This is a genomic window from Roseovarius sp. MMSF_3298 (assembly GCF_030733705.1).
Lineage (GTDB): Bacteria > Pseudomonadota > Alphaproteobacteria > Rhodobacterales > Rhodobacteraceae > Roseovarius > Roseovarius confluentis.
This window is the reverse complement of sequence record NZ_JASHIN010000001.1, coordinates 261,042-280,961: the sequence shown is the minus strand read 5'-3', so window position 1 is coordinate 280,961 and position 19,920 is coordinate 261,042. Positions and strand designations below refer to the sequence as shown.

Here is a 19,920-nt window from a genome sequence, read left to right as displayed (position 1 = left end):
ATCACATTGAAAAGGACGTCCCGCAACCGCACGCGCTGGTCACGTTCGGGTTGTCGATGGTGAACCGCGCGCCGATCAGTTCCTCGGTGAAGTCAATCGTCGCCCCGGCCAGGAAGGGCAGGGACACACTGTCAACGATGACCTTCTGACCATCGCCGCCTTCCAGAACAAGGTCATCACCCGTGGGCGCGTCCAGCTTGATGTCGTACTGAAAGCCCGAGCACCCGCCGCCTTCGACGGCGACGCGCAGGGCCTGACCCTGTTCGCCGGCACCGATTTCAGCAAGGCGTTCATAGGCGCGTTGCGTCACTTTGGGGGGCATTTGCATCTGGCGATCCTCAAGGTTTCTTTGCCGTTCATCTTGGAATATACGAACGCTGGGACAGGACGACAAGGAAACAGGCGATGCATACCCCTTATGCTTCGGATCCGGCAGCAGCGCGCGCACGTCTGTACGCCGAAGAAGAAAGCGCATTTCGGTCTTGTTATCAAAGGGATCGCGACCGGATCATCCATTCCAGTGCGTTTCGCCGTCTCAAGCACAAGACGCAAGTTTTCGTCGAGCACGAGGGCGATTATTTCCGCACCCGCCTGACACACTCGATCGAAGTGGCGCAAGTGGCCCGGACCATCGCCGGGGCGCTTGGTCTGAATGTCGAATTGACCGAGGCCGTGGCGCTGGCGCATGATTTGGGCCACACACCTTTCGGCCATACCGGCGAGGATGCGCTCGACGCGTTGATGGCGCAATATGGCGGATTTGATCATAACGCGCAGGCCATTCGCATCGTCACCTCGCTGGAGCGGCATTATGCCGAATTCGATGGCCTGAACCTGACATGGGACACGCTGGAAGGCATCGCCAAACATAACGGCCCAGTCACGGGCGACCTTCCCTATGCGCTGGCCGACTATGATGCTCGCCACGACCTTGAACTCGACACTTATGCCAGTGCCGAGGCGCAGGTGGCCGCACTTGCCGATGACGTAGCCTACAATAATCACGATCTGCATGACGGCCTGCGCGCGAAACTTTTCAGCGAAGACGACATTGCCGAGCTTCCGGTCGTCGGCGCGTGCTATCGTGAAGTGGATGCAAAATATCCCGGACTCGATCCTTATCGCCGTAGACACGAGGCGCTGCGCCGAGTCTTTGGCGTCATGGTCACGGATGTGATCGAAACCTCGCATGCGCGTCTTCAGCGCACTGCGCCGGCCGACGCCCAGGCAGTGCGTGACCTTGGCCGCCCTGTGATCCGCTTTTCCGATCCAATGTGGTCTGATCTTCAGCAGATAAGGTCTTTTCTTTTCAAACGTATGTACCGCGCTCCCAAAGTGGTCGAGATGCGCAAGCGTGTCACCAATGTAGTCGAGGACCTGTTTCCGTTCTACATGTCGCATCCCGACTTCCTTCCGCGGCGGTGGCGTCAGGACGTGGCCGATGCCCCCGATGAAACGGCGCTGGCGCGTCTGGTCGCGGACTATATCGCGGGAATGACGGACCGGTTCGCGCTCGAGGCTCATGCGCGGCTGTTGGGCGGCGACGCCGACATGAGCGAGAGAAAGGGAATATAGCCTATGGCAACTGGCGGTGCGGAAGGGGCGATCGACCCGGTCATGGCGGTCGCGCTGGTGGGGGCGCTCGGCGTCGGGGCCCAATGGGTGGCGTGGCGCCTGCGGATGCCGGCGATCGTGCTGATGCTCGCCGCGGGCCTCATCGCGGGACCGATCCTCGGAATCTTTGATCCGGCACGCGATATCGGCACGCTGATGGGGCCTATGATTTCCATTGCCGTGGCCATCATCCTCTTTGAGGGGGGGCTGACGCTCGATTTCCACTCTCTGCGCGGGGCCGAGCAGGGCGTTAAGCGTCTCGTTCTGCTGGGAGCGCCCGTGGGCTGGATCGGCAGCGCCCTGGCGTTGCATTATGTGGGCGGTCTCAGTTGGGAAAGTTCCGCTGTCTTCGGCGGCATCATGATCGTCACAGGCCCCACAGTCATCGCACCGCTTTTGCGCCAGGCGCGTCTCAATCGTCGTCCCGCGCAGCTCTTGCAATGGGAAGCCATCGTAAACGATCCTATCGGCGCGCTTGCCGCCGTGCTGGCCTTCGAGGTTGTCGTCCTGACGGCCAGCGAGAGCAGTCTCGGCCTCGCGGCTTGGCAGATCATCCGTGGTATCGTCGTGGCGGGCGCGCTTGGCTGGGCCGGAGGTTGGGTTCTCAGCGAGGCGTTCCGCCGGGCGTACGTGCCGGAATACATGAAGGTGCCGGTGCTCTTCGCCATCCTGCTCGGAATCTTCGCTGTCACCGATTACATGCTTCACGAAAGCGGCCTTCTGGCCGTCACCGTGATGGGCGTTGTGATGGCCAACGCCAACCTGCCCAGCTATACCGAACTGCGCCGCTTCAAGGAGCACGCGACGATCCTGCTGGTCTCGGGGGTGTTTATCCTCTTGGCGGCCAGCATGGACGTTGCAACACTCAACAGGATCAACTGGAACGCGGCCGCAATGGTGGCGGTCGTGATCCTGCTGGTGCGCCCGCTGACGGTGCTGTTCTCACTGGCCTTCACCAACATTCCCTTCCGCGAGCGACTGCTTGTCGGGCTGACCGGGCCACGCGGGGTCGTGCTGGTCGCGGTCGCGGGCCTTTTCGGCGAGCGGCTTGTGGCCGAAGGGGTCGAGGACGCGGCCTTTCTCACACCCTTCGCCTTTGCGCTGGTCGCCGCGACCGTAGTTCTGCACGGCTTCACGCTGGCCCCGCTGGCCCGCGCCATGGGGTTGGCGGGCAAGGGGCAGCCGGGCGTTCTGTTGGCGGGTGGTTCGCAATTCGCCACCTCCTTCGCGAAAACACTTCAGGACCTCGAGGTGCCGATCCTGATCACCGACACCAACCGTGCCCGCCTGCGCAGCGCACGTGAAGCCGGGTTGCCGACCTTTTTCGGCGACGTGCTGTCAGAGGCCGCCGAGCACAGCGCCGAGATCATGAAATACGGCGTCGTTCTCGCGCTCAGTGACAACGACGCCTACAACACGCTGGTCGCCACCGACCTCGCGCCGGAATTCGGGCGCGAGAACGTCTACCAGCTTGGCCGCGCCAAGCAGGACAGCAAGCGCCACGCGCTTCCCGCCTCGCTGGGTGGGCGCGTCGTGGCGCAGGGCTATGGCTATACCGATTTGGCGAGCAGGATGGTCCAAGACTGGCAGGTCCGCGCCACCAACATGACCGACGACTTCACGATGGAGGACTGGTCAGCCCAGAACGAAGAAGGCATCCCCCTCGCCACGCACAGCCCGGCCACCGGTCTACGGATCCTGTCCGAGACCTCGAAAGTCGAGACCGGCGGCGAGTTCAAGCTTCTCTGGCTTGGGCCCCCGCGCGAAGACAAGACGCCCGAGGCGGCCGCCGAGACGGACAGCGCGGATTGACGCGACCGGCCCGGGTGATAAACCGGCGCCGAAATGAAGGATTGTCCGATGAATCTGTTTACCGAAATCCGCGCCTGCGTCCTTGCCGCCCTTGATACCATGCAGGGGCAGGGGAAACTGCCGGCCGGCCTTGAGATGTCGAACGTCACGGTCGAGCCGCCCCGCGATCCCGCGCATGGCGACATGGCCACCAATGCGGCGATGGTTCTGGCCAAGCCCTCTGGCCAGAAACCCCGCGATATCGCCGACACGCTGGCCGGTCTCTTGGCCGCCGATGACCGGATCGAGAGCGCCGAAGTGGCGGGACCGGGCTTTCTGAACCTGCGCCTGTCGGACACGCTCTGGCAGGACGTCCTGCGCGCCGCGCTTGAGCGCGGTGAGGCCTATGGCCGGTCCGAGTTGGGCAACGGCAAGAAGGTCAATGTCGAATACGTCTCGGCCAACCCGACTGGTCCTCTGCATGTGGGTCACACCCGCGGCGCGGTCTTCGGCGACGCGCTGGCCAGCCTGCTGGATTACGTGGGCTATGACGTCACCCGCGAATACTACATCAACGACGGCGGCGCCCAGGTCGACGTGCTCGCACGCTCCGTCTACCTGCGTTATCTTGAGGCGCATGGCCAGGAAATCGCCTTCGAAGACGGCACGTATCCGGGCGACTACCTCATCGCGGTCGGTGAAGCGCTCAAGGCGAAGGTGGGCGATGCATATGTCGGCCAGACTGAGGCCGTCTGGCTGGAAGAGGTCCGCGACTTCGCCACCGACGCGATGATGGATCTGATCCGCGAAGACCTGCGCGCGCTCGGTGTCCGGATGGACGTCTTCTACAGCGAGAAGTCCCTCTATGGCACGGGCCGGATCGAACAGGCGCTTGACGCGCTGCAAGCCAAGGGTCTGATCTACGAAGGCGTGCTCGAGCCGCCCAAGGGCAAGAAGCCCGAGGATTGGGAGCCGCGCGAACAGACGCTCTTCAAGTCCACCGAACATGGCGACGACGTCGATCGCCCGGTCAAGAAATCCGATGGCAGCTGGACCTACTTCGCGCCCGACATCGCGTACCACTACGACAAGGTCGAGCGTGGCTTCGACGCGCTGATCGACGTCTTCGGGGCCGACCACGGTGGCTACGTCAAGCGGATGAAGGCCGCCGTCAGCGCGCTCACCGATGGCCGCGTGCCGCTCGACATCAAGCTCACCCAGTTGGTGAAACTCTACAAGAACGGCGAGCCGTTCAAGATGTCCAAGCGGGCAGGGACCTTCGTCACGCTGCGCGACGTGGTCGACCAGGTCGGTCCGGACGTCACCCGTTTCGTCATGCTGACCCGCAAGAACGACGCGCCGCTCGATTTCGACTTCGACAAGGTCCTGGAGCAATCCAAGGAAAATCCGGTCTTTTACGTGCAATACGCTCATGCGCGGATTTCTTCCGTAATGCGCAAGGCACGCGAGGCCGGCATCGATGTCGATGACACCACCTTGGCCGGCGCGGATCTCTCGGTGCTTCAGGACACCGCACAACTCGCCGTGGCAAAGAAAATCGCCGAATGGCCCCGGCTGGTCGAGATCGCAGGTCGCACAAACGAGCCGCATCGCGTGGCCTTCTATCTCTACGACCTCGCCAGCGACCTGCACAGCCTCTGGAACCGGGGTAACGACTTGCCTGCGCTTCGCTTCCTTGACGAGACCGATATCGCCGGTTCGCAGGCGAAAATTGCGCTTGCGCGGGCCGTAACCGTTGTTATTTCCGCCGGTCTTGGTATCTTGGGCGTAACTCCGGCCGAAGAGATGCGGTAATAAACCGTGCCAGCGCCGGGGACGTGGCAGTAATCCAACCCGGCGGCCAAGTATCGCCGGAGGTAGCGAGGCGAGCGATGGCACAGATGCATGGTGTCTCCGATGAAACGGGGACAGTTCGGCAGATATCAGTTCAGAAATTCACCAACATGGCCGGGGCGGCGATATCGCTGGCCCTCGTGATCGGGATCGGCGTCTGGGGTTACAAGATCCTCGTGCGCGATGTCAGCGGCGTGCCGGTGGTGCGCGTCGCAGAAGGCCCGATGCGCATTCAGCCCGAGAATCCCGGTGGCTCCACGGCTGAAAACCAGGGGCTTGCGGTCAACGACGTGGCCGCCGACGGCTCTGCGGCACAGCCGGCGGACCGACTGGTGCTGGCACCGGAACCGCTGGCTCTCAGCCTCGAGGACACGCCCCAGGCAGAAACACAGGTCGCCGCTCCGGCAACAGGAACCGAGGATGCAACAGAAGAAGTGACGCCAATCGCCGAGTCCGAGGATGCCGTTGAAACCGACGAAGATGCCGCCACGCTGGCCGCCCTCAACACCTTGGCCGACGAATTGTCCGATGGTGTCGCGCCCCTGACTCCTGTCGCCCCTGCAACGGAGGACAGCACAGATAACGCCACCGCCGAGCCGGCGCTTGATGCCGACGAAGAGCCTGCGGCAGAGCCCGACCCCACTGCCACGCAGGTGACCGAAGGTCTTGGGCGCTCATTGCGGCCAAGGGCTCGCCCCGCGCAGGTCAGCACCGTTGAGGATGCTGTCGCCGCTAGCGTCGCCGCGCAGGCCGCGCCCGAAATCAATCCCGAGACCATCCCCGCCGGCACTCGCATGGCCCAGCTCGGCGCCTTCGAAAGCGCCGCCATTGCGGAACAGCAATGGGGCAAGCTGTCGGACAAGTTCGCGGAATATCTCGACGATAAACAGCGGGTGATCCAGAAAGCGCAAAGCGGCGGCCGTACCTTCTATCGCCTGCGGGCCATGGGCTTCGGCGACCTCAGCGATGCGCGTCGCTTCTGCTCGGCGCTCGTGGCCGAGAAGGCCGATTGCATTCCGGTGGTGACAAGGTGAGCACGCTAGGCGCCACGATCCTTGGCGTAGCGGGCACAGAACTGACACCGGAAGAGACTGCTCTCATCCGCGCGAGCCGTCCTTTCGGCTTCATCCTGTTTTCCCGCAATATCGACAGCCCCGACCAGGTGCGCGCACTCTGTGACAGCCTGCGTCAGGCCGCGGATCACAACGCCCCCATCCTGATCGACCAGGAGGGCGGGCGCGTCCAACGCCTGCGCGGCCCGGTCTGGCGCGAATGGCTGCCGCCATTGGAACAGGTCGAACTGGCCGGAAGTCACGCCGAAGTGGCGATGTACGCGCGCTATCGCATCATCGCGCACGAACTGATCGAACTGGGCATAGACGCCAACTGCGCGCCTCTGGTCGACGTCGCCGGGCGCCAAACGCACCCGTTTCTGAAGAACCGCTGCTATGGAACGGATCCGGATACGGTGGCGAAGGTTGGCCGCGCAGTGGCCAACGCGCATCTGGACGGTGGCGTTTTGCCGGTGGTCAAGCACATCCCCGGTCATGGCCGGGCCGTCGTTGACAGCCACTTCGACCTGCCTGTCGTCGAAACCGACATCGACACCCTCGCCGAGACCGATTTTCGCCCCTTCGCCGCTCTCAGCGATCTTCCGATGGGCATGACCGCGCATCTTGTTTATGAGGCCTGCGATGCAGCGCCCGCGACCACATCGCGCCGAATGATGCAACTGATCCGCGAGCGGATCGGTTTTGACGGCCTGATAATGACGGATGACATCTCGATGAAGGCGCTCAAAGGCGATCTTGCCACTCTGTCGCGGCAATCGATCGAAGCGGGCTGCGACGTGATCCTGCATTGCAATGGCACGTTCGACGAGATGAAGGCGGTCACCGACGCCTCCGGCACGCTGGCCGGTGACGCCCTGCAGCGGGCCGAAGCTGCCCTTGCCGCGCGGAAAACCCCAACAACGGTTGACATTCCTACGCTGGAGGCAAAGCTTGCCGAACTGCTACACGGCCAGGGCAATGTCTGAAGATACATTCGAAGAAATGGGGCAAATCGAAAGCGTGAGCGATCGCATGGCGGCCGAGTCGCTGATCGTCGACGTGGACGGCTACGAGGGGCCGCTTGACCTGCTGCTGACACTCAGCCGTACGCAAAAGGTCGACTTGCGCAAGATCTCCGTGCTTCAGTTGGCCGAACAATACCTCGCCTTTGTCGAACGCGCCAAGGCGCTACGGTTGGAACTGGCCGCGGATTACCTCGTCATGGCCGCATGGCTGGCCTTCCTCAAATCCCGCCTCCTACTGCCACCCGATCCGTCGGAAGAGGGCCCTTCGGGCGAGGAGCTTGCCGCACACCTCGCCTTCCAACTGGAGCGTTTGCAAGCCATGCGCGAGGCATCTGCGCGGCTGATGGGCCGCGACCAGCTCGGCCGCGATTTCTTTGCCCGCGGCCTGCCGGAGGACGTCACGCGCATCCGCCGCGTGCAGTACACCGCCACGCTGCTTGACCTGATGCAGGGCTATGCCCGCATCCGAACAAGGGATGAGTTTCGCCCATACGCGTTCGACCGCGAGGCGCTTTTCACCTTGGAACAAGCGCTGGAACGGATGCGCGGCCTAATCGGATTTGCCGGCGCATGGACCGACATCGCATCCTATCTGCCCGATGGCTTCACTGCCGATCCGGCCCGCCGGCGCTCGGCGACTGCCTCGACCTTCGCGGCCGCGCTCGAGTTGACCAAGGAGGGCAAGGTCGAACTGCGCCAGTCCGAGGTTTTCGCGCCGCTGGAACTGCGGCGTAAAGGATAAGAGGCCTATGTCGGACGAAACTGAACACCCCGCGCCGCAGGAAGAAAGCCTTTTCGAGGCCCCTCCCATGGCCGAGCAGGAGCGCATGTGCGAAGCGATCCTATTTGCGACTGCCGAGCCGATCTCGGCAAAGGAGATCGAGTCGCGGATGCCGCATGGCTGTGACGCCGCCGAGGCGCTGGTACATCTGCGCAAACGCTACGAGGGCCGGGGCGTGCATCTGGTCAAGGTCGGCGACGCCTGGGCCATGCGCACGGCACCCGACCTCGGCTTCCTGATGCAAAAGGAAACGGTCGAGACCCGCAAGCTCAGCCGCGCTGCGATCGAAACGCTGGCCATCATTGCGTACCACCAGCCCGTCACCCGCGCCGAGATCGAGGAAATCCGTGGCGTCAGCGTCAGCCGTGGTACGGTGGATCAGCTTCTGGAAATGGAGTGGATCCGCTTCGGACGCCGCAAAATGACGCCGGGGAGGCCGGTGACCTTCGTCGTTACACCCCATTTCCTCGACCATTTCGGCCTGGAAAATGCCCGCGACCTGCCGGGTCTGAAGGAGTTGCGCGCCGCCGGCCTGCTGGAAAATCGTCCGCCACCCGGCGACATGCCGCAGATGGGCGATGGCGACGAGGACCTGAACGAAGAGACCGAAGAAGGCCAGACCGAGCTATTCGAGGACTGAGCCGCGATAATTCGGTTAAAGCCCTGAAAATTTCATCTTTCCGTGTTACATCATGGAGAAGACACAGGACGAGGAGGGCGCAATGAACGCCAACCGTATCATCAACATGGTCATTCGCATGGTCATGAACCGTGTGGTTCGCTCGGGCGTGAATGCCGGCATCGACAAGTTCTCGCAGCGCGGGAAGAAATCGCCCGAGGGTAAGGGCGCCGCGGACCCGCAGCAGAAAAAGCAGACGGCCGAGACGCAGAAGCGTATGCGCCAGTCCATGCGCGTCGCGCGCAAGATTGGTAAGTTCTAGGCCGCCCGGAAATGCTTTGACAGCTTGAGCCCCTGGCCCTGGTAGTTTGACGCAATGCCCGCGCCGTATAGTTGTTCGGGCACTTCGTCCATCTGCTCGTACACCAGCCGTCCGACGATCTGCCCGTGTTCCAGCACGAAGGGCGCCTCGTGACAGCGCACTTCCAGCACCCCGCGCGATCCGGCACCGCCGGCCGCGTCATGGCCGAACCCGGGGTCGAAGAATCCCGCGTAATGCACCCGGAATTCACCCACCATCGCCAGGTAGGGTGCCATCTCGGCCGCATAGGCAGGCGGGATATGCACCGCCTCGCGGCTTACCAGGATATAAAAAGCGCCGGGGTCCAGAATGATGCGGCCCGTGTCGCTATGGACCTCTTCCCAGTACTCGGCGGCGTCATAGCCCGCGATATTGTCCAGGTCGATCACGCCCGTGTGGGGCTTGGCGCGATAGCCCACCAGCGTACCGGCCTCGGGCTTCAGGTCGACTGAGAATCCCAGCCCGTCGCTGATCACCGGTGGGGCGTCCACCAGCGGGCTTTCGGCGTGCAGCGCGCTCAACGCGGCATCGTTCAACACCGCCTGACCGGACCGGAACCTGATCTGGTTCAGCCGCATTCCGGGCCGTACCAGCACCGAAAAGGACCGCGGGCAGATCTCTGCGTAAAGCGGCCCGGCATAACCGGCCGGAATACGGTCGAACTCCTCGCCGCCATCCGTGATCGTGCGCGTCAGAAGGTCCAGCCGCCCGGTCGAGGATTTGGCATTCGCTACCGCATGGATATTCGACGGCAGGTCCAGCTGCTCCATCAGCGGCACGACATAGACACAGCCCTTTTCCAGCACCGCGCCGTCCGACAGGTCGATCCGGTGCATCTCGAATTCCTTCAGCCGGTCCTCGACCTTCGCACCGGCCCCGGCAAGGAACGACGCCCTGACCCGGTACGCCGTTGTGCCAAGCCGCAAATCCAGGGATGCGGGCTGTACCTGTTCGTCGGTGATCGACGGTTGTGCCGAAAGACGCCCGTCGAGGATCATCGCCCTCAGTTGCTGGCTGGCCAGAACGCCGGTCATGCGATCCTCCTTGCACGCGCCGTGGCGGCACCCGTGTTGCCCCGGGAAAAAAGGCCTGTGGTACGCGAAGAATTGGTCGGGCTAGCAGGACTCGAACCTGCGACCTTCCGTCCCCCAGACGGACGCGCTACCAGGCTGCGCCATAGCCCGACGTCTGGCCGTTCATACTGGTTTTCGCGCCAAGGACAAGGGGGAAATTCCAGATTCACGCGCTACTCTCTGGGCGTGGAACCGGTTGTCGCGCGCAGCCGGGACAGCAGGCTTTCAAGTCTGGTAATCGTGTCGGGCGTCAGCGGTCTTCGTACCCGCGCCAGCATCGACAGAACACCCGGATCGACGTCGAGTCCGTCATCAGGGTCGTCGGGAACATCTACCTCGATCGGTTGCGACGCAGGCGGCTCGGCCCTGGCAGGCTCCGGTTCGTCGACCGGGCCGTCCACGGTGCCGGACGCCGCGGAGGCTTCAGTTGATGCATTCCGCCGTTGTAGGAAACTTGGCAGCGGCGGGACGTCTTCTTGCGGCGACTCGGCTTCAGTCTTGTTCCGGCTGAAGGTCACCGGGCTTTCGTCGCTTGCGCTCTGAGGTGGCTCGGACGGCGGTGTCTCGGTCTGTGCCACGCGATCCGGCCGCGGCGGCAGACTTGAGGCAACCGGCGCGGGCTCGGGCGCGGCACTGGGCGTCAGCGGTGCGGGGTCGGGCACGGCGCCCGGCGATTGCTGGGGTGGTGGGGCGTTCGACTCGGGCGCCGAACCTGCAGGCATAGCGGCGGGTGGGGCAGGGCGCCCCACCGGGTCCGTCGGATCCGGCTGAGCTTCAGGTGAGGTGATGTCCGCCACGGCATCGGCCGATTCCGCTGCTGGCGCATCCTCGACATGATCTATTATGACGTCATCCGCCGCATCGCCCAGCGGTTGGGAAAACTCCGAAACATGGCCAACGCCCTGTTCACGCAGCATCTTCTGCACGCCTTTGATGGTCATGCCATCGTCGTGCAGCAGTTTCTTGATTCCGCCCAGAAGCTTCATGTCCGCGGGACGGTAATACCGCCGACCACCTGCGCGCTTCACCGGTTTTACCTGGCTGAACTTGCTTTCCCAGAAACGCAGCACGTGCGCCGGGGTTTCAAGCCAATCGGCGACCTCGCTGATGGTCCGGAACGCGTCGGCGGATTTGCCCATCGGTGGACCCTCAGGCCTTGTTGCCTGCCGCCACCCGGTCCTTCATCAGGTGCGACGGACGGAATGTCAGAACACGCCGTGGGTTGATCGGGACTTCTTCGCCGGTCTTCGGGTTACGCCCCACGCGGGCGGACTTGTCGCGAACAGAAAAGGTACCGAAGGACGAGATCTTGACCTGTTCGCCGCGCACCAGCGCGTCCGACATATGCTCCAAAACGCTTTCGACCAGTTGGGCGGAATCGTTGCGTGACAGACCCACTTCGCGAAACACTGCTTCGCTCAGGTCCATCCGTGTCACCGTATCGTTTGTCATCACATCCCCTTTGTCGTTTGCAAAGGACTTTAGGGGTGAAGAATTTTCCGAGTCAATGTCAATGACTTGGAAGGTACAGTTTAAGCGGAAAAATCGCGCTTTGTTCCGACATTCACCAGCGCAGAACCACGGCGCCCCAAGCCAGGCCGCCACCGATGGCCTCTGAAACGATTACGTCGCCGCGCTTGATCTTGCCCTCTGCCACGCCCACCGAAAGCGCCAGCGGGATTGATGCGGCCGATGTGTTGCCGTGATCCTGCACCGTCACGACGACCCGGTCCATCGGGACCCCAAGTTTCTTCGCGGTGCCCTGGATGATCCGGATATTGGCCTGGTGCGGCACGATCCAGTCGACATCGTCATCACTCAGCGCGGCCTTCTCAAGGGCGGCCTCGGCGGTGGTGGTCAGCTTTTCTACGGCCTGCCTGAACAGCAGGTTGCCCTGCATCTTCAGCTTGCCCGAGGTACCGGTCGACGACACGCCCCCGTCGACATACAGCATGTCGAGATAACGCCCGTCCGAATTGAGATCGGTCGAAAGGATGCCACGGTCTTGCGATGTGCCGTCGGCCTCGGAGGCACTCAGCACCACCGCGCCGGCCCCGTCACCGAACAGTACGCAGGTTGAGCGGTCGGTCCAGTCCATGATCCGGCTGAACGTTTCGGCCCCGATCACCAGCAAGCGTTTGGCCTGGCCCGAGACGATCAGCGCGTTGGCATTTGCCAGCGCATAGATGAACCCGGCACAGACCGCCTGTACGTCAAAGCCGAAGCCGCGTGTCATGCCCAGTTCTTTCTGGATCATTGTGGCGACCGAGGGAAAGGTCAGGTCGGGCGTCGAGGTGGCCACGAGAATGCCGTCGATATCGTCGGGCCCAACCCCCGCATCGGCCATCGCCGCAAGGGCCGCACGAGCGCCAAGATCGGACGTGGTCTGGTCCTCGGCGGCAAAATGGCGGCGCTCGATCCCCGACCGGCTCCTGATCCATTCGTCGGACGTCTCGAGAAACGTCTCGAAATGAGAATTCGGCACCACTCGTTCAGGAAGGTAGTGACCGACACCGTCTACAACGGCGCGAATCGTCATGCCTGTTCACCGTTACTGTCGGGTTCGTTTGCGGCATCCTGTTCAAGCATCGTCGCAGTTGCAACCCGTGCGGCCAGTTTTTCGGTGAACCCGGTATCGGCCAGCTCAAAGGCAAGCTTGACGGCGGCGGATATCCCCGTGGCATCGGCCGAGCCGTGCGATTTCACCACTGTCCCGTTGAGACCCAGAAATACTCCGCCATTCGCCCGGCTGGGATCGATCCGCTTGCCCATTCGCCGCAGCGAGGTCAACGCCAGGATCGAGGCGAGCCGCGACAGCGGCGTGTGCGCAAAGGCTTCCTTGAGCAACTCGCGAATAAGCTTTGCCGTGCCTTCGCCGGTCTTCAGCGCCACGTTGCCCGTGAATCCGTCGGTCACGATCACGTCGCAGACCGTGCCGGGCAGGTCGCGCCCCTCGACGAAGCCCACGAATTCAAAATCGCCGTTTCGCGCATTGCCCTCGATTAGATCGTACGCCTCGCGCAGTTCTGCGCGGCCCTTGTGCTCTTCGGTGCCCACATTCAAAAGCCCGACGCGCGGCCGCTCCAGACCAAAGCCGTTGCGGGCATAGGACGTGCCCATCAGCGCGTATTGCATCAGGTCCTTGGCATCGGCCCGGATATCGGCGCCGCCATCCAGCATGATGTTGTGCCGCTGCGGATTCTGCGACGGCCACAGCACCGCGATAGCCGGGCGATAGATCCCCGGCAGCTTGCGCAGACGAATGACTGACATCAGCATCAGCGCGCCGGTATTGCCGCAGGACACGCAGACGCTCGCCTCGCCGTTGCGCACGGATTCCAGTGCCGACCACATCGAGGTGTCCTTGCCCTGGCGCAGCGCCTGGCTCGGCTTGTCCTCCATCTCGACCACGTCGCCCGCGTTGCGAATCTCGCATCGCCCGGCGAGGTGCTTTCGCTTGGCGACCAGCGGTTTCAGCACGTCCTCGGGCCCGTGCAGGATAAACCCGATCCGGTCATTCTTCTTTGCAGACACGGAAATCCCGGCAACGACGGTTGCCGGGCCAAGATCACCACCCATGGCGTCTACGGAAATAAGGATGCGCCCGCTTGTCTTACTGTCGGCCGATGCCGTCATTGGACGCGTCCCTTGATGCCGCCGTTCAGGCTGCGTCTTCGTCCAGGTCGACCTCGTCATCCAACGCGATGACTTCGCGATCCGCGTAGTGACCACAGGCGACACACACATGATGCGGGCGCTTCAGTTCACCGCAGTTCGGGCACTCGTTCGGGTTTGCACCCTCCAGCGAGTCATGCGCCCGGCGATTGTTGCGGCGCGATTTCGATACTTTGTTCTGTTGGACGGCCATGTCACAACCTCAAATTTTATGGGCCTTTCGGCCCGGTTTCATACGCTGACGCGGCTCTTAATCCCTGAAGAGCCCGGCGTGCAACCCTAAATCCGGTGAGAGCGCGAAAATACAAGGAAATCGCTTGCTGTCCAGCGATTCTTTCGAGCTCTCAATCGTCGTCTTTCAACTGCTCCTTGAGCTTTGCCAGCGCCGCGAACGGCTTGGCATCCGCGTCCGTCAGCGGGGTCACGCCAGGGGGCGCATACCGAGCGGTTCCCAGTTCCTGCGCTGTGCTACGCGGGTAGGCGGGCAAGGCCAGTGCGATGGCCTCCTGCATGAAGGCCGACAGGTCGATATGGTCGGTCAGCGGGTCGATTGTCTCGTCCTCGGGCATTTCGATCTCTTCCTGATCGGTGTCGACCCCGGGCCAGTCCTTGCGGAACTTGCGGGTGACCGGTTCTTCGATGCGGGTGGTGACCGGGTCCAGCGTCACTACGCAGGACTGCACCACCGTCGCGCCCAACCGCGCTTCCAGCCGCCAGTTCTCGCCGTCCTCGGGATGCATCGTGCCTTCGAACACGGCCTTTTTCAGAGAGAGGATCCCAAGGTCCTCGGCCATCCGCGCCATGGTTGCGGTATCGGGCTCGATCCGAAACGGATGCGGTCGGTTCATCGCCATCTGTGCCAGATGCAGCACGGTCGTATTTTCTGTCTTTCCGGTCATGGGCGTATGACCTATCCTTTCTTGAACCTTACCGCTACCTTGTTGTATCGGAATAAAAGGGCAATGGGGACCCGTTCAAGAGGCGAAGAGGTGTGGCATGAAAATCTGGTTTGCCAAGACGGGGGTCATGTTGTGCCTGTTCGTGGCGCTCGCGGCCTGTACGCCGACCTATCGCAACCACGGGTATATTCCGCTTCAGGAAGACCTCAACAACCTTCAGGTGGGTGTGGACACACGCGAAACCGTCGACGACGTGGTCGGCCCGCCGTCCTCAGCCGGCATGCTCAGCGGCGGCGATTACTATTACGTACGCAGTCGGGTCAAAGAGCTCGGCATGTACCGCCCCGAGGTGATCGAGCGTCAGGTGCTGGCCATCAGCTTCGCCCCGAATGATACCATTGCCAATATCGAGACCTTCTCGCTGGCCGACGGCAACATCGTGCCTCTGACCCGTCGGGTGACCGATTCCTCGGTCGTCAACAACGGCTTCCTGCGTCAGATTCTTGGCAACTTCGGCAATGTCGATCCGGGCGAGTTCTTCTGACCTTCGACGTCATTCGCCTGTCACATGCTTCATGCTAAGCGGTTCGCATATATATACCGTCTAGGCGACCGTCACAGATGAGGCTGACATGTTGAGCAAGGGACGCTACAGGACGCGAACGGCCGAAAGCGCGGCCGATATCGAAGCGGCGCAACGCCTGCGGCATCTGGCCTTCAAGGGTGACGAGGCGACCGGGGCGCTCGACCAGGACAGCTTTGACGGCATTTGCACGCACATCCTCGTCGAGGACACCACGGACAATCGCCTGATCTGCAGTTTCAGGATGCTGCCTCTCAATGGCGGGGACGAGATCGAGCGCAGCTATTCCGCCCAGTTTTACGAGCTGTCCGCGCTGCGCGCCTTTTCCGGCCGCATGGTCGAGATGGGCCGCTTCTGCGTCCATCCCGAGGCGCGCGACCCGGATATCCTGCGCTTGGCCTGGGCCGCGATGACCCGCTATGTCGATGAAAACGAGGTAGAACTGCTCTTCGGCTGCTCTTCGTTCAAGGGCACCGACGCTGACACCTATCTCGACGCTTTTGCCATGCTAAAGGACCGCCACCTTGCGCCGCGCCGCTGGCTGCCGCGGGTCAAGGCGCCGTCTGTATTTCGCTTTGCCCAAGCACTGCGCTTGCGCAAGCCCGACGCCAAGCAGGCGATGCTACGGATGCCACCGCTCCTGCGCACCTACCTGGTGATGGGAGGCTGGGTCAGCGACCATGCGGTTGTGGACCGGCAGATGAATACCCTGCACGTTTTCACCGGGCTCGAGATCAACGCCATCCCGGCCGCGCGCAAGCGCCTGCTTCGGGCCGTTTCGGGCTAGCGCGTCGTCGCTTGACGCCGTACCTCGCGCGGGATAGCGCTGCGCCATGGCGCGTGCACCCCTTCTTCAACTCTCCGACATCTCCCTGACCTTCGGCGGAGCGCCGATCTTTGACGACCTGTCTCTGGTCGTCCAAGCCGGCGACCGCGTGGCGCTGGTGGGCCGCAACGGGTCCGGCAAGTCGACCCTGATGAAAGTTATCGCCGGCCTCGTGGAACCCGATCGCGGCACCCGTGTGCTTCATCCGGACACCTCCGTCGGCTACATGGAGCAGGAGCCGGACATGACAGGCTTCGACACGCTCGGGGCCTTTGCCGCCGACGGGCTGGACGTGGCCGAACACTACCGGATCGAAATGGCCGCCGAGGGCCTCAAGTTCGACCCCGACCGCCCCGTCGCCACCGCGTCGGGCGGTGAGCACCGCCGCGCCGCGCTGGCCAAGCTGATGGCGCAGGCGCCTGATCTCATGCTGCTGGACGAGCCGACCAACCACCTCGATATCGAGGCGATCGGCTGGCTTGAGCAACAACTGCGCGAGACCCGCGCAGGCTATATTCTCATATCCCACGACCGGGCCTTCCTGCGCGCGCTCACCCGTGCCACGCTCTGGATCGATCGCGGCGCCACACGCCGCCAGGAAAAGGGGTTCGAGAATTTCGAAGCCTGGCGCGACAAGATCTGGGAGGAAGAGGACCAGGCTCGCCACAAGCTCAACCGCAAGATCGCCGAAGAGGCCCGCTGGGCGGTCGAGGGCATTTCGGCCCGGCGCAAACGCAACCAGGGCCGGGTGCGCAACCTACAGGCGCTCCGGGCCGAGCGCGCTTCGCAGATCAAGCGGCAGGGTACGGCCGCCATGGCGCTGTCCAGCGGGCCGCAATCGGGGCGCAAGGTCATCGAGGCGCTTGGCGTCTCCAAGAGCTTCGAGAGTGCGCCCATCGTGCGCGACTTCTCCCTCACCATCCAGCGCAAGGACCGCGTCGCCTTCATCGGTCCCAACGGTGTCGGAAAGACGACGCTTCTGAATCTCCTGATGAAGACGCTCGAGCCCGACTCGGGCGAGGTGCGCCACGGCACCAACCTCGTGCCTGTCGTTTTCGACCAGGCACGCGCCCAGCTCGACCCCGACATGAGCCTCTGGGACAGCCTGACCGGCGATTCCGACATGCGCGTCTCGGGGCAGGCCGACCAGGTTATGGTGCGCGGCACACCGCGCCATGTGGTGGGCTATCTCAAGGATTTTCTCTTTGATGAACGCCAGGTCCGTGCGCCGGTCCGTTCGCTGTCCGGGGGCGAGAAAGCCCGCCTGCTACTGGCCAAGCTGATGGCACGGGACAGCAACCTGCTGGTGCTGGACGAGCCGACCAACGATCTCGACATCGAAACGCTGGACCTGCTTCAGGAACTGCTCGACGACTACGACGGCACCGTCCTTCTGGTGAGCCACGACCGGGATTTTCTTGACCGCGTGGCCACCACCACCGTCGCCATGGAAGGACGCGGCCGGCAGACCGTCTACGCCGGCGGCTGGACCGATTACATGGCGCAGCGCGTTCCGCCGGAGTCCGCAACAGAGGGAAAGCCCGACAAACCGGCGCCGGCCGCGCCCGCGTCGTCGAAATCCGCCGAACCGGCCAAGCCCCGCAAAACCAAACTCAGCTTCAAGGATCAGCACCGGCTCGACACGCTTCCCGACGAAATCGCGCGGCTCGAAGCCGAGATTGCCAAGTTGGAAGACCTGCTGTCCGACCCTGATCTTTTCACCCGCGAGCCGGTCAAATTCGCCAAGGCGAGCGAGGGACTCAGCACGCGCCAGACCGCGCTCGCAAAGGCGGAGGAAGAATGGCTGGTACTGGCGGAGAAGTCCGAGCACGCAGGCTGACGGCAGCTCACTCGTTGACGGATTTCCCGCCGACCTTCATGTCGCTCTTTTCCATCCATTGCTGCAACGTGGCTTCCATCTGTTCCACGTTGCGGCTGTCGATGGCCTGCCGCAGCGATTGCAGCGCGTTGGCCATTTCAATCTCCGACAGGTGCTTTTCCTGCGCCCGCAGGATTTTGGGGTGCGGCGTGGTCAGCATGTCTGACCCGATCAGCAATTCCTCGTGCAACTTCTCGCCCGGGCGCAGGCCGGTCACCTCGATCCCGATATCGCCGCCCGGATTTTCGTCGTCGCGCACCGTGTGGCCGGCGCTTTCGATCATCCGCCGGGCCAATTCGTAAATCGGCACGGGTTTGCCCATGTCCAGCACGAAGACATCGCCACCCCGCGCGAAGGATCCGGTCAGCAGCACCAGGCGAACCGCCTCGGGAATGGTCATGAAATACCGCGTTACGTCTTGGTGAGTCAGTGTCACAGGGCCGCCGCGCGCAATCTGTTCCTGGAACAGCGGAATGACCGAACCCGAAGAGCCTAGTACGTTGCCGAAGCGCACCATTGAAAATCGCGTTGTGCTCGATCGCGTCGCAAGGTCCTGTACCGCCAGCTCGGCAAAGCGCTTGGACGCGCCCATAATCGACGACGGGCGCACAGCCTTGTCCGTCGACACAAGAATGAACCGGTCCACGCCCTCGCGCATCGCCGCGCTGGCCACGGTCCGCGTCCCGAAGACGTTGTTCCGGATTCCTTCCAGCGCGTTCTGCTCAACCATCGGCACGTGCTTGTAGGCGGCGGCGTGCAGCACGATGTCGATCTCGTGGGACCGCATGACATCGGCCATGTGGTTTTCCTCGGTCACGCTGCCCAGCACCGGAATCACGGTCACCTCGGGCAGGATCGCGCTAAGCTCGCGATGCGTGTCGAAGAGCGCGAGTTCGCTGTGATCAAGCAACACCAACCTGGCGGGCTGGCACGACAAAAGCTGGCGCGACAGTTCCGACCCGATCGAGCCGCCGGCTCCGGTAATCAGGATGTTCCGATTGCGATAGGTGTCGGACATCCCGGGCAGGTCGTCGTCGAAGCCGGCTCGCCCCAGAAGGGTATTCACGTCCACCGGCTTGGTTTCCGCAAGGCTGGATCCTGACGTGACAACGAGGTCCGCAAAAGACGGCATTGCATGGACCTCGCAGGAGGTATCGGCCAGACGCTTGATGATGCTCGACTGAACCGCACGATTGGCGCTTGGCATCGCCAGAACCACACGTTTCACCTGATGGCGCCTGATCAGGTCCTCCAGGTCGCCGGGCGAATAAGTCCGCAGCCCCGCAATCGTGATTCCCTGAAGCCGCAGATCGTCATCGACAAAGGCAACCGGTGCCACCGCGTCATCGACCGTCAGCGCAGTGGCAAGCTGCTGACCGGTCTGACCAGCCCCGTAGATGATGATCGGCAGCCGCGCGTTGCCCTGCCGGTACACCGACAAAAGGACCTGCCTCAACACCAACCGGGACGAGATAGATAGGATCAGGAACAGCATCCCCATGACGACGTAAAGCGACACCGGAAACACCATCCCGAGAAACGTGAAGGAGGTCGCGACACCCGTGACGATCAGGATGCTGGCGACCACGGCTGATTCCACCACGCCCTGCATCTGGTAGGCGTTCAGCTTGATTTTGTGCAGACCCAGAAACAAGATCAGTGCCACGCCGGCACAGGTCACAACACCGATGCTCCCCACGAAGGCCTCTATATTGCGGCCGACGGCGTCCATCCCGAGAAGCAGAATACCGGCAACCACGTGCGACAAGGCGATCAGCACACTGTCGATGGCCAAAAGGATTTTTTGCTTCTGGTGACGGGAAAGCGAAATCGCCAACTTGTAAAGCATCAAGTCGCGTCCTCTTTCACCTATGATTGCAGAAAGTCG

Annotated in this window: 20 protein-coding genes and 1 tRNA gene; 11 read left to right on the top strand and 10 right to left on the bottom strand. The window is 62.8% G+C overall.

Annotated elements, in window-relative coordinates; translation table 11 throughout:
- Position 1: 1 nt before the first annotated feature.
- Positions 2 to 328 carry an iron-sulfur cluster assembly accessory protein gene (locus RBB18_RS01395; RefSeq protein ID WP_057789486.1) on the bottom strand — a complete coding sequence of 109 codons (327 nt, stop codon included), beginning with the start codon at positions 326 to 328 and terminating at the stop codon, positions 2 to 4.
- Between the two features lie 77 nt (positions 329 to 405).
- Here RBB18_RS01395 and RBB18_RS01390 point away from each other — a divergent pair, with 77 nt between their 5' ends.
- From RBB18_RS01390 to RBB18_RS01355, 8 genes are all read left to right on the top strand, one after another.
- Positions 406 to 1,575, top strand: a complete 1,170-nt coding sequence (locus RBB18_RS01390) for a deoxyguanosinetriphosphate triphosphohydrolase (protein ID WP_306111906.1) — start codon at positions 406 to 408, stop codon at positions 1,573 to 1,575.
- A 3-nt stretch (positions 1,576 to 1,578) separates the two neighbouring features.
- Positions 1,579 to 3,426 carry a sodium:proton antiporter gene (locus tag RBB18_RS01385; RefSeq protein ID WP_274594195.1) on the top strand — a complete coding sequence of 616 codons (1,848 nt, stop codon included), beginning with the start codon at positions 1,579 to 1,581 and terminating at the stop codon, positions 3,424 to 3,426.
- 48 nt (positions 3,427 to 3,474) lie between these two features.
- The gene (argS, locus tag RBB18_RS01380; protein WP_103761139.1) at positions 3,475 to 5,220 is read left to right on the top strand and encodes an arginine--tRNA ligase; all 1,746 of its coding nucleotides are present in this window, start codon (positions 3,475 to 3,477) and stop codon (positions 5,218 to 5,220) included.
- A gap of 77 nt (positions 5,221 to 5,297) precedes the next feature.
- Positions 5,298 to 6,293, top strand: a complete 996-nt coding sequence (locus RBB18_RS01375; RefSeq protein ID WP_103761140.1) for an SPOR domain-containing protein — start codon at positions 5,298 to 5,300, stop codon at positions 6,291 to 6,293.
- Positions 6,290 to 7,297, top strand: a complete 1,008-nt coding sequence (gene nagZ / locus RBB18_RS01370; protein WP_306111907.1) for a beta-N-acetylhexosaminidase — start codon at positions 6,290 to 6,292, stop codon at positions 7,295 to 7,297. Before RBB18_RS01375 ends, nagZ begins: the two co-directional genes overlap by 4 nt.
- Positions 7,290 to 8,078: a ScpA family protein gene (locus tag RBB18_RS01365; protein ID WP_306111908.1), complete on the top strand. Its 789-nt coding sequence runs from the start codon at positions 7,290 to 7,292 to the stop codon at positions 8,076 to 8,078. Before nagZ ends, RBB18_RS01365 begins: the two co-directional genes overlap by 8 nt.
- Positions 8,079 to 8,085: 7 nt before the next feature.
- Positions 8,086 to 8,757, top strand: a complete 672-nt coding sequence (gene scpB, locus RBB18_RS01360) for an SMC-Scp complex subunit ScpB (protein ID WP_103761142.1) — start codon at positions 8,086 to 8,088, stop codon at positions 8,755 to 8,757.
- Positions 8,758 to 8,839: 82 nt separating this feature from the next.
- Positions 8,840 to 9,058: a hypothetical protein gene (locus RBB18_RS01355; RefSeq protein ID WP_306111909.1), complete on the top strand. Its 219-nt coding sequence runs from the start codon at positions 8,840 to 8,842 to the stop codon at positions 9,056 to 9,058.
- Here the strand turns inward: RBB18_RS01355 and RBB18_RS01350 are convergent.
- The 8 genes from RBB18_RS01350 to RBB18_RS01315 all read right to left on the bottom strand — a co-directional run bounded on the left by RBB18_RS01350 (position 9,055) and on the right by RBB18_RS01315 (position 14,744).
- On the bottom strand, positions 9,055 to 10,131 hold the full coding sequence (locus RBB18_RS01350) for a 2'-deoxycytidine 5'-triphosphate deaminase (protein WP_306111910.1): 1,077 nt from the start codon (positions 10,129 to 10,131) through the stop codon (positions 9,055 to 9,057). The two genes, RBB18_RS01355 and RBB18_RS01350, sit on opposite strands and share 4 nt — an antisense overlap.
- A 73-nt stretch (positions 10,132 to 10,204) precedes the next feature.
- Positions 10,205 to 10,281, bottom strand: a tRNA-Pro gene (locus tag RBB18_RS01345).
- A 62-nt stretch (positions 10,282 to 10,343) separates the two neighbouring features.
- Complete coding sequence (locus RBB18_RS01340; protein ID WP_245890351.1) at positions 10,344 to 11,309, bottom strand: MerR family transcriptional regulator; 966 nt, start codon at positions 11,307 to 11,309, stop codon at positions 10,344 to 10,346.
- Positions 11,310 to 11,319: 10 nt separating this feature from the next.
- Entirely contained in the window at positions 11,320 to 11,622 is a 303-nt protein-coding gene (gene ihfA, locus RBB18_RS01335; RefSeq protein WP_057789467.1) for an integration host factor subunit alpha, read from the bottom strand.
- Positions 11,623 to 11,734: 112 nt separating this feature from the next.
- Positions 11,735 to 12,709, bottom strand: a complete 975-nt coding sequence (locus RBB18_RS01330) for a beta-ketoacyl-ACP synthase III (RefSeq protein WP_306111911.1) — start codon at positions 12,707 to 12,709, stop codon at positions 11,735 to 11,737.
- Positions 12,706 to 13,806: a phosphate acyltransferase PlsX gene (gene plsX / locus RBB18_RS01325; protein ID WP_103761146.1), complete on the bottom strand. Its 1,101-nt coding sequence runs from the start codon at positions 13,804 to 13,806 to the stop codon at positions 12,706 to 12,708. The genes RBB18_RS01330 and plsX overlap by 4 nt, the downstream gene beginning before the upstream one ends.
- 25 nt (positions 13,807 to 13,831) lie before the next feature.
- A complete protein-coding gene (rpmF, locus tag RBB18_RS01320; RefSeq protein ID WP_057789461.1) occupies positions 13,832 to 14,038 on the bottom strand; it encodes a 50S ribosomal protein L32 in 207 nt (68 codons plus the stop codon).
- Between the two features lie 151 nt (positions 14,039 to 14,189).
- The gene (locus RBB18_RS01315; RefSeq protein WP_306111912.1) at positions 14,190 to 14,744 is read right to left on the bottom strand and encodes a DUF177 domain-containing protein; all 555 of its coding nucleotides are present in this window, start codon (positions 14,742 to 14,744) and stop codon (positions 14,190 to 14,192) included.
- A 97-nt stretch (positions 14,745 to 14,841) separates the two neighbouring features.
- On the opposite strand from RBB18_RS01315, the gene RBB18_RS01310 reads away from it, so the two are divergent.
- From RBB18_RS01310 to RBB18_RS01300, 3 genes are all read left to right on the top strand, one after another.
- On the top strand, positions 14,842 to 15,288 hold the full coding sequence (locus RBB18_RS01310) for an outer membrane protein assembly factor BamE (RefSeq protein WP_306111913.1): 447 nt from the start codon (positions 14,842 to 14,844) through the stop codon (positions 15,286 to 15,288).
- A gap of 88 nt (positions 15,289 to 15,376) precedes the next feature.
- Positions 15,377 to 16,114 (top strand): GNAT family N-acetyltransferase, encoded by a 738-nt coding sequence (locus RBB18_RS01305; protein WP_306111914.1) that lies wholly within the window; start codon positions 15,377 to 15,379, stop codon positions 16,112 to 16,114.
- Positions 16,115 to 16,160: 46 nt separating this feature from the next.
- On the top strand, positions 16,161 to 17,993 hold the full coding sequence (locus tag RBB18_RS01300) for an ABC-F family ATP-binding cassette domain-containing protein (RefSeq protein WP_306111915.1): 1,833 nt from the start codon (positions 16,161 to 16,163) through the stop codon (positions 17,991 to 17,993).
- 7 nt (positions 17,994 to 18,000) lie between these two features.
- Here RBB18_RS01300 and RBB18_RS01295 read toward each other — a convergent pair whose 3' ends face one another.
- Complete coding sequence (locus tag RBB18_RS01295; RefSeq protein WP_306111916.1) at positions 18,001 to 19,881, bottom strand: nucleoside-diphosphate sugar epimerase/dehydratase; 1,881 nt, start codon at positions 19,879 to 19,881, stop codon at positions 18,001 to 18,003.
- Positions 19,882 to 19,920: the final 39 nt, after the last annotated feature.